This is a genomic window from Roseovarius mucosus DSM 17069, from assembly GCF_000768555.3.
GTDB classification, from domain to species: Bacteria; Pseudomonadota; Alphaproteobacteria; order Rhodobacterales; family Rhodobacteraceae; genus Roseovarius; species Roseovarius mucosus.
This window is the reverse complement of the sequence record NZ_KN293991.1, coordinates 96,701-110,668: the sequence shown is the minus strand read 5'-3', so window position 1 is coordinate 110,668 and position 13,968 is coordinate 96,701. Positions and strand designations below refer to the sequence as shown.

Genomic DNA, 13,968 nt, shown 5'->3' with positions numbered 1-13,968 from the left:
ATTCTCAAACCATCCGTCCGCATTACTCGGTATTTTTTCATAAATTAATACCGTTTCGGACCTACAATCAACTTTGCCTTTTTGTGCCAATGCTTTATACGATTTCAAAAACAGACTCGGGACAGGCAACATGGCGCTCTTTCACATTTTTCTTGTCGCCATCGTGCAGGGAATCACCGAGTTCTTGCCGATTTCCTCGTCTGGTCATCTGATCCTGTTGCCGAATCTTTTGCACATCCCAGATCAAGGCCAGATCATCGACGTGGCGGTGCATGTGGGTACGCTCTTTGCCGTGATCTTCTATTTCTGGTCCGACCTGCGCGGTGCGATCCTTGGCCTGCCTCGCCTCATCACGGGCCGCGCTGACACACCCGGCGCGCGGCTTGCGCTGCTTTTGATCGTTTCGGCGGTTCCAGTGATGCTCGCTGGCCTGTTGCTCAAGCTGTCTGGGTTCAATGACGCGCTGCGGTCCATTGCGGTGATCGGGTGGGCCACGCTTGTCTTTGGCGTGCTGCTCTATTGGGCGGATCAGAAAGGCGAAACTGTCAAAACCAGCGAAGGTTGGACCCTGCGCGATGCCATTCTGCTGGGTCTGTGGCAGGTCATCGCGCTCATTCCCGGCACGTCCCGTTCTGGCATCACCATCACCGGGGCGCGGGTGATGGGCTTTGCGCGCGAAGATGCTGCGCGTATCTCGATGCTCATGTCAGTGCCGACGATCATTGCCAGCGGTGTATTGCTGGGCGCAGAGGCGGCGATGCACGCGGATATGGGCGTGATCCACGACGGCGCGATTGCCGCCGTATTGGCGTTTGTCGCCGCGCTCTTGGCGCTCAGCCTCATGATGCGCCTCCTGCGCAGCGTCAGCTTTACGCCCTATGTGATCTATCGCATGGTGCTTGGCGTGGCCCTGCTGGCCATCGCCTATAGCTAAGGATCAGCGCGCACGAAGGTTCTTGGCCGATTCCTTGATTGCCGCATATTGCCCTGCCGGACGGAACCGCCAGAGGTAATCCGGCAACACCGCCCCAACCGCAACCGGCGTGATGCCAAGCGCGTCAAAGCCTTTGGCCCCTTCTGCCACGACATTATCCCGACGCAGGCTGCGCACCTGATCGCGGGTGATTTGCGGCGGCACAAGGCCAAGGGTAACTGTATGAGCCAGTTCCATCGCCCCCGCCATCAGCGCGGCCACTCCAAAGGGAATATTGATGATCAAGCGCCGCCGCCGGATCACCTGCAGCATCTGCTGCATGAGGTCACGAAAGCTGATCGCCTCCGGCCCGCCAAGCTCGTAAATGCCCGGCGCGGTGCGGCCCATGGCCCCCATGACCGCAGCCTGTGCCACGTCATCCACATAAACCGGCTGAAACCGCGTGTCGGCACCCACCACGGGCAGAATGGGGCCAAAGCGCGTCATCCCGGCAAATCGGTTGAAAAACTGATCTTCGGGGCCAAAGATCACCGAGGGCCGAAGGATCACAGCGTCCGGGAAATGCTTGAGAATACCTGCCTCGCCTGCCGCCTTGGAGCGGGCATAGTGGCTGTCCGACGTGGCATCAGCGCCAATCGCCGACAAATGCACCAGATGCGTCACCCCTTCTTCTGTGGCGATCCGAGCGATCCGTGTGGCGCCCTTGTCCTGCACTGCGTCAAAGCTGTTCTTGCCCTTGCGGTCAAAGGTGCCCACGCAGTTTACCACCGCATCGGCCCCCTGCATTACGGCACGTACAGAGGCATCATCGCGGATGTTGCAGAACACCGGTTCGACCTGACCGACAACGCCATAGGGTTTGACATGCATCGCCTCATTGGGGCGCCGCACCGCTACCCGCACCCGCCAACCGGCCTGCGCCATGCGCCGCGCGATATAGCGGCCAACGAACCCAGATCCGCCGTAGATGGTGACAAGCTTTGACATTCGGGCCTCCGAGGCTATGCGCGTATCCTCACGTTCCTATCGCTCTCGCGCGATTTGGACAAGACGATAAGGCAATTCCAGCCAAGCGACAAAATCGCCGTTGACACCATCCGAGCCGAGCGATAAACGCCTGCCTCACGACACCTGCCCAGGTGGCGGAATGGTAGACGCGCTGGCTTCAGGTGCCAGTGGCCGCAAGGCCGTGGAGGTTCGAGTCCTCTCCTGGGCACCATATAAAACAGATAAGTTATTGTTTTATAACAAAAAAATTGATAAGCAAACTTATCGTATCCCCCCAATTATACACCCCTTGTGCATTGGTCATCTCTGAACATTGGCGCGAAACCCAGTTCGCATTTCTGCTGTGATTTCAGCATGGGGCGCGGCTGATCTTCATCGCCTCATCATCGCGAAACGGGCGCAACATCAGCCCCGGCCCATTCGCCCTAGGCTAAACAATTTCTCGCGCAATACCCGAAGTAGGTTTGTAGGCTTGGTTGTTGCCGGTCGAGGCTATCGAGCGCTCTTTCAAGGTCATCAAATCCGGCCCAAGTTACCGAAACTCACTACATCATGGAGTAGGCCGAACACGACGTGCTGGCCTAGCGCAGGCGCGCGATTCCGGGCGGTGTAGGTCAGACGACAGCGGGGTCTTCCTCGGTTATTTTCGACATAGTCAATGGCTCTCTACGAGGTCGCGCAAAGCGCTTACGATGGTCATGCGATGGCGGCGTACGGTTTCCGCGCCACATTCTTGACCTTGGCCAATGAAAGTGGCCTATGGAACCCCTTTGCTATCGAGCGTGCGCTGGCCCATGTCGATGGTAACAAGATCGGTGACGTCCCAAGTCGTGGTGTAGCTATCGGTGGCCATCGGGTTTTTCGGTAGGGTCGGGTTGCTGAGCCAACCTGAACCGAAGGATAATCGCAGCAATCCACCATCAGACAGACGGTTACCAGGATAAGTGAACTGTTTAATCACGCAGGTCCCGAGTGCACCCGTATGTTCGCGGCGCATCACCTCTGCGTAGCCGGTGACCTCGCCAGTGTTGTGTGTTATGGTTTGCGCGCTGACAGACGCGCCAAGAATGGCAATTTTCATAACCACAGTCCTCTTTAGAATAGTGGTCAGGCCCCTGGGGGCTGTTGTGTGCTCTCCAAAATCTCTTGGTAGAGGCGAAGATGACGGGCAACTGCGGTGGCAGGATCGTTGTGCGTACGTGCCACGAGGTGGCTGCGCAAGCCACGCGCAAGCGCCTCCTGCGAGCGCGGGGCTGCAAGTGCCCAGACCAGACCTTTGGCAAAATCTTCGGCATCTTCGTAGCGCGCGATATATCCGGTGTCTTTATGCTTAATTAGTTCGATGACGTTTCCAACCGGGAAGGCTACTGCGGTGGTGCCTGACATCATGGCTTCGATAAGGGTCTGCGGCGCGTTGTCTTCGCGCGATGGGAAAGCAAACACATCTGCTGCAGCATAGATCAGTGATAGGCGGTGTGGATCATTGACATAGCCCATGCTATGAACTGGCATATCAAGGTCTAGCTGGCTACCCCCAAAAAACACGACTTCTACGTCCGCCATTCTAGGCATTACACGCAGATGCTTCAGGCTCGCGCGCAGGATGTCTCCACCCTTGCGTCGGTTGTCCAGACTATCAGCGCCGAAAACGATCAGCTTTTTATTCAGGGGCAGCCCAAGGGTGCGACGTGCGACTATCTTATTAATGGGCTCAAAGTCATCTGACGGGAAAAGGTTAGGAATGACATGGACTTGCCGATTCCCCAACAACGATGATTGCCGCACACATCCTGCCAGCCACTCAGACGGACAGATTACATCCAGCGACTTTATTTTTGCGAATGCCTGCTGTTTTTTCTTCCAAGCCTTATGTGGTAGATCACTGGGTCCCGTCAAAAGTGGACAGTTGTCGCATTCCTTTTCATAGCCCGTACAGCCTTCTGAATAATGACATCCGCCGGTGATCGAGTTCATGTCGTGTAAAGTCCAGACCACGGGTTTGTCCCGTAGCAACTCGGCAATCCGATCATAGTCGAGCATTCCCACTACCCAGTGAAGATGCACGATATCGGCATTGGCGATCACGGCTCCTAGAGCGGTGGGGTCGACGACGCTGCCAGTTTTCGAAAATAGCTCTCGTGCGGAAAGAGCGGGTTCTTCCTGCCGGTTCAATACACCCATGCGTCGCCAAGAACTGCGAAGGGTTTCTTCCTCGATACCCATGGCATGATGAGCACTTTTGATCGGCACACGCCAGATATAAGGCGCATTCTTGCGGGGAAAGACAGTGTATAGCGTCACCTCATGTCCCCTTGCCCGTAGCGCTTCAACGCTGCGCAAACAAGCCAGACCGGCACCGCCATGGTCGCTGGATGAGAGAACGGCGATACGCAAGGTATCATTAATCTGGGCGGTTTTCTTCTGTCGCGCTGGTATCTTAGCAAAATGGTTCAGACGCTCTTTGAAGTATGAGCTAAGGGCTGAGTTGCGGGTTTTCGAAAGGTCTCCATTTCCCGCAGCCTGAAACGTATAGGCGAGGCGGCGGAAGAAATCGCATTTCTGCGTGGCGTCAAACCGGCTATCCAGGGTTTCGAAAAACCTCATGTTCCAATAGTTGCAAAGCAGATGTTCGCCGAGGGATCTGTGTCCCTTATCCACCAGTTCTGTCCAAGCGCGATACCGCCACTCAATCTCGTCAAGGTATTTACGAAAATTGAACACGTTCATCGCACTATTGGGATTTGCACGATACTTATAAACGACATCTGCGATCACGCTGACTTTTCGCGCTCGGCAGAGGGCCTGAACAAGAAAAATACTGTCCTGCCCCATTTTCAAATCTTCAGGGTAGAACACCCGTTTTGCGAAACTGGTGCGGTAAATATACGACCAGTGCCCTTCAGTCGACTTCAGCAGGTCTGGATGAGCGGCCAAGGAAGTGTTGACGATAGGGCTTTCGGATGGATCAATCCCTTTGCGCACGGCTTTGGATGCTTGCCCAAGCAACAGCTGTTCGTGCATGAAAGCACCCCGCACCATGTCGGCGCCATCTTTGTCTGCCTGCTCAACCAGTGACTTTAGCGCATCGGGCGGAATCACATCGTCTGGATCGATATGAAAGATGTACGTTCCACGGGCCAGAGCGATGCCCCGATTGCGTGTCGACCCTAGGCCCACGTTAATTTCGTTGCGGCGGATTCTGATGCGGTTATCCCGACGCGCATAATCGGCGAGGACTGCAGCCGATCCGTCCGGCGAGGCATCATCAATACAGATGATCTCAATATCCGAAAGGGTCTGGGCAAGTAAGCTATTGAGGCAGTCGCTCAACGTCTCTTGAGCGTTGTAGATCGGCAGAATCACACTGACAGTCGGGATGGGTCTTCTGTCAGTGGCGCGGCGCTCGGCGGCCGAGGCTTGATTATTGACCGAGCGGGGCTTCAGCGTAGGGGAGAAGGCATTGAGATCTATGTCCTGCCAGGCTTTGTGGCCCTGTGCCTCGCGATCCAACGCATAGGCAGTGGCGGCGGCGCGAAATTCCGGGTTGCGATAATTGCGCGAAATTTCGCACAGACGCTCGGGCGAAACCCGCTCGAGATCCGTGAGGTCACGCATCGCCATCACCGACATGCTGGGGTAACGGTCGCGCAGTGCCCGCTCGCGCTCTTCATAAAGTTGGTCGAGGTTGACGCTCGACACGCCTTCCATCGAAAAGTTCAGCAGCGGTTCGGATAAGAGAGAGTGGGAGTATCCCTTCCAGAACAATCCCGCTGTATAAACCCGGTCTGCAATCACCCTATAGGATGTGTCATAGGGGCCAAATTCGTCATACAGCCATGCCGGTACCAGCATTGTTTCATGACGCAGGGGCATACGGAAATCCACCCCGGCATCGAAGGGCGATGGTGCTTGCACCCGGATGAAGTGCCCGTTGCCATCAACGTAGTTGGCCAAGGCCGAAACGAAATCGGAACCACTATCCTGATGGGCTTGAACCAGCTTTTCTACGGTTTCCAGTTCATACCAGTCGTCGGAATTCAGAAACAGGATGTAATCGCCCCGGGCCAGCTCCAGCCCTTTGTTCATAGCGAAATATAGGCCTTTGTCCGGTTCTGAGACGTAGTAGTCGATCAGGTCTTCATGGGCTTTCAGAAGAGCGACCGTGCCATCGGATGATCCTCCGTCGACCACTACATACTCGATGTTGGAATAGGTCTGATTGCGGACTGATTGGAAGGCCTGTTCGATCGTCTTAGCCGAATTCCAGCATACGGTGATGATTGTCACCAGCGGCGTGCCTTCCCGCCCTTCTGGGAATTCGCCTTGAAGGCGCTTTCCTCCCTCAGCCTGACGCTTACCAGTCAGGTCAGGATAGCGGGTGTGGCGGCCGACAAATGCTTTTGATGTTGACATCAAGACCTCTGATAAAATCGTTCAAAATCATAAAGAATCCGACTTCGACCGCTTCAAACGTATCCGAAAAACGCCATCTCATCAGCCATCTTGTCAGAAATCTGGCGAATGGTCTTCTCAGATAGCTTGCGTTTGTGATCGCCCGGAGAAACCTGACGCTTGTGTTTGGAGATGTCCTCTTGGTCGACGGCGAAATCGATTTTGCCAGCGAGTTTATCCCGTAATGCAAGTGTTATCGGCTGCCCTACGAATTTCGCGATTTGTTCAAGCCACTGCTCCGTCCGCTCGACCATATCCTCATATTTCAGAACCAATACATCGTCATGCCGCCGCACGAGTTCCCGAAGAATACGCAAGCGAGTCTTGTACCCGCCCGACTCTTGTAGCGCGTACTGGTTTATGTCGAGCGTCTCGAGTTTTTTGCGGCGCTCCATGAACTGCTTAAGTTTTTCAGGGTCTTTCGGAGGAACATGAGATTTCTTGAACGAAAAATACGCTGAGGTCAGGCAATCACGCGGATCACGTACTTGGACAATGACTTTCAACTTGTCCAGAATAGGCATGTCCGACACATATGGCCCACGTGCAATGCCGTAATAGACACCGGTTTCCTTCATCTGAGTTTGGTAGTTCTTGAAAATTTCAGCCTCAGACAATGTCGATGCCGGCACCTGAAGAGCGATACGATCGAGTTCCATGCCCTTTGCGGCGAGGATATCCATGATTATACTGTCGGCGATCGTGCTGCCAGCCTTGTGCATGGACGTGCTGATGATGCTTTTGTCGGCCATATTTCTTCCTGTCTTCAGGTTGCTCTAGATGTCGGCGTTCACAAGCATTAACCGCTTGATCATACAGCGTATTTATTCACGAATGCTTTCGCAAAATGCTGGAATGTCTCGTGTTGTCAACATTCCGTCGCATGATTTTTGGAATCTAGGTTTGAGTGCTAGGCTAGTCACGTTGCTTAACCAAAGCATTGACTGAGTTCAACTATTCAGCTCCAGAAACGGTTATAGATGCCAGTTTTGTTGCCGACGCGGCCTTCAGTATGAGCTGCGCCCCCGCGAGATGCCACACTCTGACTCAGAGTCCGCGTAACCTTGATCAGAACCACAGCCCTGTGCCGCCCGAAGGCAGATTTTTCCGGCTTCTGGCCTGATCCTCGCAAACTGATCCAGTTCGGTACGCTCTGGTGTCAATCGCTGCGGATTATACCGGTCTCCTGACGATTTTGCCATTCTCGAAATGGATGCCGCATTCGGTCTTGTCGCTGTCAGCCCAACGCCCTGAGCGCGCATCCTCGCCGGGACGCACCGCACGGGTGCAGGGCGCACATCCGATCGACGGATAGCCCTGCGCCTTGAGCGGGTGTTCAGGCAGGGAATGGGCCGCGAAATAGGCGGCCACATCGTCGAGCGTCCAGTCGATCAGTGGATTTACCTTGATCCAGCGGTCTTGTGTTTCGAAGAGCTCCATGTCGGAGCGAGTTACGGCCTGTCCCCGCTTGCGCCCAGTGATCCAGCAATCGAGACCGCGCAGCGCCTTAATCATCGGCAGTGTCTTGCGCACATGGCAGCACAGGTCGGCATTGCGCACGTACAATGTGCCATCGGGGTCCTCGGCTCGCAGGCTGTCGGGACGCGGTAGTACAGTCTGGATGTTGCACAGACCTAGATCGGCAATCAGCCGGTCACGATAGTCAAGCGTCTCAGGAAAATGCTTCCAAGTGTTTAGAAATATCACCGGCACATAGGGATCGATCCGCGCCACCATGTGTAAGAGCACTGCTGCCTCTGCGCCGAATGAGGACACAAGCCCGATCCGGCCTGGGAAGTCCCGGCGGATGACCTCCTTCAGAACCTGTTCGGCTCTCAGCCCCTCATGCCTGGTAGTCAACTCTTGCGCACGCTTGCGCATTTCCAGCCTGGCTGTGGTCTCCAAAGGTACCATTGGTTCTCCCTGCCGATGCGGGGACAGATTCCTCATCTGATCGAAATCGTTGATATTGCCGCAGTGCAGCAGGATCAATCTTAAACTGGGTCCACGGTCTTGGTGGGTGTAGATTGCCCAAAAACTGGGCAATCTGGGTCTTCAGTCTATCGGTTAGCGCCAGAGCGACACACAAGGGATCTTAGTCTTGTCGCACCGATCGGCATACTTCTGCGCAATCTCACGTACCTCGTCCATCACGCCTTCGGAGAGTTTGATTGGCTCCAGACCCATACCGAGAAAGCGGTCATTGGCCACATGCAGATCGTTTTCTGCCGCCTCATTACGGGGATTCTCAAGGTATGCGATCTCGGCACCCATCATGTCGTGAATCATCTGCGCCAGATCGCGCACCCTGTGGGTCTCGGTCATCTGGTTGAGGATGTTCACGCGCTCTCCCTTTTGCGGAGGATTCTCCAGCGCAAGTTCGATGCAGCGGCACGTATCCTGAATGTGTATGAACGCACGGGTCTGTCCACCTGTGCCATGTACTGTCATCGGATATTCCACAGCTGCCTGCATAATGAACCGGTTCAAAACAGTGCCATAATCTCCGTCATAATCGAACCGGTTGATCAGCCGCTCATCCATCCGTGTTTCTGCTGTCTGGGTGCCCCAGACAATTCCCTGGTGCAAATCGGTGATTTTGACCTGGTCATTTTTGTTGTAGAAGTGAAAGAACAGTTGATCCTGCGACTTGGTCATGTGGTAAATAGAGCCGGGGTTGGTCGGATACAGTATTTCCTGCTCAGCCTCGCCCTCGGGCGTGTCGATCTTGACCTTGAGATAACCCTCGGGGATCTTCATGCCGGCGGTGCCGTAGCCATAGACGCCCATAGTGCCCAAGTGCACAAGATGAATATCCAGATCGGATTCCACGATTGCGGCCAACACGTCATTGGTGGCATTGAGATTATTGTTGACGGTGTACCGTTTATGATAACTCGATTTCATCGAGTAGGGTGCCGCGCGCTGTTCAGCGAAATGGATTACCGCATCGGGCTGTTCTTCTTTGAATAGCGTCAGGAGTCGATGATAATTCTCGCCTACTGTGAAGTTATGAAATTTGATTTCCTTGCCGGTCAACTCTTTCCAGACACGAATCCGTTCCCCAATAGGGCGAATCGGGGTGAGGCTTTCGACCTCTAGCTCAACATCAATGTTCCGACGCGATAAATTGTCGACAATTATTACATCATGCCCTCGGTTGGAGAGATACAATGCATTGGGCCAGCCACAAAATCCGTCCCCGCCCAGAATGATCACTTTCATGTCAATTTCCCTTTTTGCAACTGCCGTCTTGGACGGGCATTAGCAAGTCGACGCTAAAAGCAAAAGCGATAAATTAAATGCAACTGCCGTACAGGCTGGCGCTAGATTTTATCTACGCAGACCGAATGGCTGCAAAAGTGATCGCAGTTTTGATACTTGCGGTCGACAAGTCCAAGGCACGAGTCGGAGTTCGAGAGGCAACCATCCGAAACGCTCATTGCGCCAGATAGTCTTGCTGCTTCATAAAAGAAAGCAATACACCGAACTAGGCTTTGACACCCAAACGAAGAGAGTAGGCAACACCATGGACAAAAACTGGACATCGTTCCTCAACAACGAAGACACTTTGTCCAGATATGGCTTTTGCATTTTTGCCAGTACTGGAACACCTGATAAGTTAATCGCTTGTACCGTATCCGAAGCGGCTTCTATTCTGCGGGAAAAGCCTGATTCAAACCTGTCAGTACTTTATCGGCCACCGGTTCAGGCTCTGGGGGCAGAGCTAAGCGCCAGTGCAAGCACGGCTGATGCTTTGACTGGTTGGACTAAGGTCGTAGCAAGTTTGCTGCAACTTCAGCGAAAGTACCGCCGCCGGATGAGTTTTTTCGAAGCGCCCGACGAGGAGAATCCCAACCTTGAGGCGAAAGCGGCATTTGGCGAGGCAGTAAAATCTACAGCCCTGCCCAAGTGTCAGAATTGGTCCGCACGAGCCAAGACCTTTGAACCTCTAGCTGCACTTCTACTGGATTTGGATATTACCACTCGGGAGTTGGCCGAAGAGCTAAAGGCTGCAACCCGTGGCGGGTTTATTGACACGCCTGACAATACTGAAGCTCTAGAAGCTCTAGCGTCGGCATTGAGCGCTCAACTCATATCAGAGCGCCAGGCTCAGGAAACCATAATTCGGCTTGAGGCAGACCTTCAAGAATTGGCGACGCTGTCGGAACGGTGCCCGGAGTCGCAAGGCCAAGTAGAAGAACTTCATACCGAACTAGAGAATGAAAAACATATTGGCTCCAAGTTGCAGGAGCAGGTAGTCGATCTCGAAGCTGCCCTTCTTGCCTTAGACCGTGATCACCAGAATGCTGTGTTGGAAATGCGGGTAATCGAGAGCGCGAAACAAGATCTTGAGACGGAGTATCAGCGCCGCGTAGAAGAACTGACTTATGCACTCCAATCAGTCTACACTTCGACCTCATGGCGTATAACCGCTCCCGCGCGCGCTATCATTAGACTTTTTAGGCGGTAGCGTGCTCCTTTGCGTTTGGTGGAGCGTTTCACGCAAATTCAGGAAAAAATCGGAAAACATTCACCCTTTCCGAGTCTTCACGAAAGCGGAAATGGATCGAAACCGGGCACACCAAGTGGCGGTGAATTTATGGCAAACATTGCGACATACAATGGTCATTGCCCCCGGATCGAACATGACGACGAACACCGCCTTTGGGGCATAGAGCAAGCAGCCTCGCCTGAGCTCCGCTATCCTCTTGCGGATTGCTTCTGTCGGAAAATTACCTGATTCTCGGCATTAAAGCGCAGTTTTAATGCGCCTCGGCCCAATTCTTGCCATGGCCCGCATCCACCACTAGGGGCACATCGAGATGCACCGCCGGGTCCGCGGCCCCTTGCATCACGGCACGCGCGACGTCGATCAAGCGATCTACGCTGTCCTCGGCCACTTCGAAAATCAATTCGTCATGAACCTGCAACAGCATCTTGCAAGGCAGCCCCTCGATCGCTTCGGGCATGCGGATCATGGCGCGGCGGATGATGTCCGCCGCCGTTCCCTGAATCGGCGCATTGATCGCGGCGCGGCGGGCGAAGCCGGCGCGCGGGCCCTTGGCGGCAATCTCGGGCGTGTGGATTTTCCGCCCGAACAGAGTCTGGACATAGCCGTGATCCTTGGCAAAGGCGATGGTGGCGTCCATGTAATCCTTGATGCCCGGAAACCGTTCAAAGTAGCGGTCGATGAATCCCTGCGCCTCGCCTCTGGGAATGCGCAGATTGCGCGCAAGACCAAAGCCGGAGATGCCATAGATCACCCCGAAATTGATCGCCTTGGCCTGACGCCTGATCTCGGGCGTCATCTGGTCGAGCGGCACGTTGAACATTTCTGACGCGGTCATCGCGTGAATGTCATGCCCGTCCCGGAACGCTTGCTTGAGTGTCTCTATTCCTGCGATATGCGCCAGAATTCGAAGCTCGATCTGGCTATAGTCGAGACTGACAAGACGGTTACCGGACGCGGCGACAAAAGCCTCTCGGATACGGCGCCCTTCTTCGCTGCGCACGGGGATATTTTGCAGATTGGGATCGGATGAGGAAAACCGTCCCGTGCTGGCCCCGGTTTGCAGATAAGAGGTGTGCACACGGCCCGTGTCCGGGTCGATATGATCCTGAAGCGCGTCTGTGTAGGTGGACTTGAGCTTGCTCAACTGCCGCCAGTCCAGCACGCGCGCCGGCAGATTATGCTCGGTTGCCAGATCCTCCAGCACGTCGGCACCGGTGGCATAGGCGCCTGTCTTGCCCTTCTCTCCGCCCGGTAAACCCATTTCGTCAAAGAGAATCTCACCCAACTGTTTGGGTGATCCGACGTTGAAGCTGCGCCCCGCCAATTCGTGAATCTCGGATTCGAGCGCGGCCATTTTTTGCGCGAACTTGCCTGACATGGCGCGCAGCGTGTCGCGATCGACCAAGACGCCGTGCCTCTCCATCCGCGCTAGCACCGGCACCAACGGACGCTCCAGCGTCTCATAGACAGTGGTGACCTGGGCACGGTGCAATTGCGGCTTGAACGTCAGCCAGAGGCGCAGGGTGATATCCGCATCCTCGGCGGCATAATTGACCGCCTCCGCGACCGGCACGCGGTCAAAGGTGACAGCCAATTTGCCGCTGCCCAGCAGGGATTTGATCGGAATCGGACTATGGCTCAGATAGCGCTCCGAGAGTGTGTCCATGCTATGCCCATGCAGACCGGCATGCAGCGCGTAGGACATCAGCATGGTGTCGTCGATGGGGGCCACGGTGATGCCATGGGCTGCCAGGATCTTGGCGTCATATTTCATGTTCTGCCCGATCTTGAGGATGGCGTCATCCTCGAGCACGGATTTGAGGGCGTTCAGAGCCTCTTCAAGCGACAATTGCCCCTCGGCCCGCTTGTCCGAACCAAAAAGATCATCCGCCGTCCCGTCCTTGTGCGCCAGCGGGATGTAACAGGCGCGGCCCGGTGCCGTGGCCAGTGAAATCCCGACCAGATCGGCCTGCATCTCGTTGAGCGAGGTGGTCTCGGTATCGAAGGCCACATAGCCTTGGGCGCGGATGGTGGCGATCCAGGCGTCCAGCGCGGCACGATCCGAAACACAGTGGTATTTATCGGGCTCTATCGCGGGCCAATCGGCTGTTTGCTCTGGCGTGGCATCCGAGGGCCGCGCGACAGGCTCGGGAATGGTCGGAGCCTCTTTGCCCAAGGCCTCGGCGATACGCTTCGACAGGGTGCGAAACTCCATCTGCGCCAGAAAACCCAGCAAGACCTCGGGATCCGGATCGCGCACCTCGAGATCGTCGAGCGTAAAGTCGAGCGGTGTCTTGCAATCCAGCTGCACCAGGCGCTTGGACATCTCGATCTGCGCGCGCTTCTCAATAAGTGTATCGCGCCGCTTGGGCTGTTTGATTTCTTCGGCGCGGTCGAGCAGCGCCTCGAGCGAGCCGAACTCGTTGATCAAGAGCGCTGCCGTCTTGATCCCGATCCCCGGCGCACCGGGCACATTGTCAACGCTGTCCCCGGCCAAGGCTTGCACATCGACCACCCGGTCCGGGGCCACGCCGAACTTCTCGCGCACGCCCTCGACATCAATGCGCCGGTTCTTCATCGCATCCAGCATCTCGACCCCGTCGCCGACAAGCTGCATCAGATCCTTGTCTGAACTGATGATCGTGACCCGTCCACCCAGGTCGCGCGCCTGACAGGCGAGCGTGGCGATGATGTCATCGGCCTCATAGCCCTCTTTTTCCTCGCAGGCGATGTTGAAGGCGCGCGTGGCCTCGCGCGTCAGCGGAATCTGCGGGCGCAGATCCTCGGGCATCGCCTCTCGGTTGGCCTTGTAGTCGGGGTAGAGATCGTTGCGAAACGTATGGCTGCCCTTGTCAAAGATGACGGCGACATGCGTGGGCGCGTCATGGCCGTTGTTGCCCTCGACATAGCGTTGCAGCATGTTGCAAAAGCCAGACACCGCCCCGATAGGCAGCCCGTCGGATTTGCGGGTGAGCGGTGGCAGCGCATGATAGGCGCGGAAAATGAACGACGATCCGTCGATCAGATGCAGGTGACAGCCTTTTCCGAATGACATGGA

At 55.4% G+C, this 13,968-nt stretch carries 9 protein-coding genes and 1 tRNA gene; 3 read left to right on the top strand and 7 right to left on the bottom strand.

The window, feature by feature from the left end:
• The first annotated feature begins 130 nt into the window (after positions 1-130).
• Positions 131-934, top strand: coding sequence for an undecaprenyl-diphosphate phosphatase (locus tag ROSMUC_RS18245; protein ID WP_037276033.1), 804 nt, complete (start codon positions 131-133; stop codon positions 932-934).
• Positions 935-937: 3 nt separating this feature from the next.
• Here ROSMUC_RS18245 and ROSMUC_RS18240 read toward each other — a convergent pair whose 3' ends face one another.
• Positions 938-1,921, bottom strand: coding sequence for a complex I NDUFA9 subunit family protein (locus ROSMUC_RS18240; protein ID WP_037276029.1), 984 nt, complete (start codon positions 1,919-1,921; stop codon positions 938-940).
• A 146-nt stretch (positions 1,922-2,067) separates the two neighbouring features.
• On the opposite strand from ROSMUC_RS18240, the gene ROSMUC_RS18235 reads away from it, so the two are divergent.
• A tRNA-Leu gene (locus ROSMUC_RS18235) sits at positions 2,068-2,153 on the top strand.
• Positions 2,154-2,699: 546 nt separating this feature from the next.
• Here the strand turns inward: ROSMUC_RS18235 and ROSMUC_RS21140 are convergent.
• From ROSMUC_RS21140 to ROSMUC_RS18210, 5 genes are all read right to left on the bottom strand, one after another.
• Positions 2,700-3,023 carry a hypothetical protein gene (locus ROSMUC_RS21140; RefSeq protein WP_037276025.1) on the bottom strand — a complete coding sequence of 108 codons (324 nt, stop codon included), beginning with the start codon at positions 3,021-3,023 and terminating at the stop codon, positions 2,700-2,702.
• Positions 3,024-3,049: 26 nt separating this feature from the next.
• Positions 3,050-6,355, bottom strand: a complete 3,306-nt coding sequence (locus ROSMUC_RS18225) for a glycosyltransferase (protein ID WP_052115446.1) — start codon at positions 6,353-6,355, stop codon at positions 3,050-3,052.
• 53 nt (positions 6,356-6,408) lie between these two features.
• A complete protein-coding gene (locus tag ROSMUC_RS18220) occupies positions 6,409-7,146 on the bottom strand; it encodes a sulfotransferase domain-containing protein (RefSeq protein WP_037276022.1) in 738 nt (245 codons plus the stop codon).
• Between the two features lie 421 nt (positions 7,147-7,567).
• Positions 7,568-8,308, bottom strand: a complete 741-nt coding sequence (locus ROSMUC_RS18215) for a phosphoadenylyl-sulfate reductase (protein WP_037276825.1) — start codon at positions 8,306-8,308, stop codon at positions 7,568-7,570.
• A 153-nt stretch (positions 8,309-8,461) separates the two neighbouring features.
• A complete protein-coding gene (locus tag ROSMUC_RS18210) occupies positions 8,462-9,619 on the bottom strand; it encodes an NAD-dependent epimerase/dehydratase family protein (protein WP_037276020.1) in 1,158 nt (385 codons plus the stop codon).
• Positions 9,620-9,851: 232 nt separating this feature from the next.
• Between ROSMUC_RS18210 and ROSMUC_RS18205 the strand changes: the two genes are divergently transcribed.
• A complete protein-coding gene (locus tag ROSMUC_RS18205) occupies positions 9,852-10,868 on the top strand; it encodes a hypothetical protein (protein WP_206018476.1) in 1,017 nt (338 codons plus the stop codon).
• Positions 10,869-11,160: 292 nt separating this feature from the next.
• Here the strand turns inward: ROSMUC_RS18205 and polA are convergent, their stop codons facing one another.
• A complete protein-coding gene (polA, locus tag ROSMUC_RS18200; protein WP_037276015.1) occupies positions 11,161-13,965 on the bottom strand; it encodes a DNA polymerase I in 2,805 nt (934 codons plus the stop codon).
• Between the last annotated feature and the right edge of the window lie 3 nt (positions 13,966-13,968).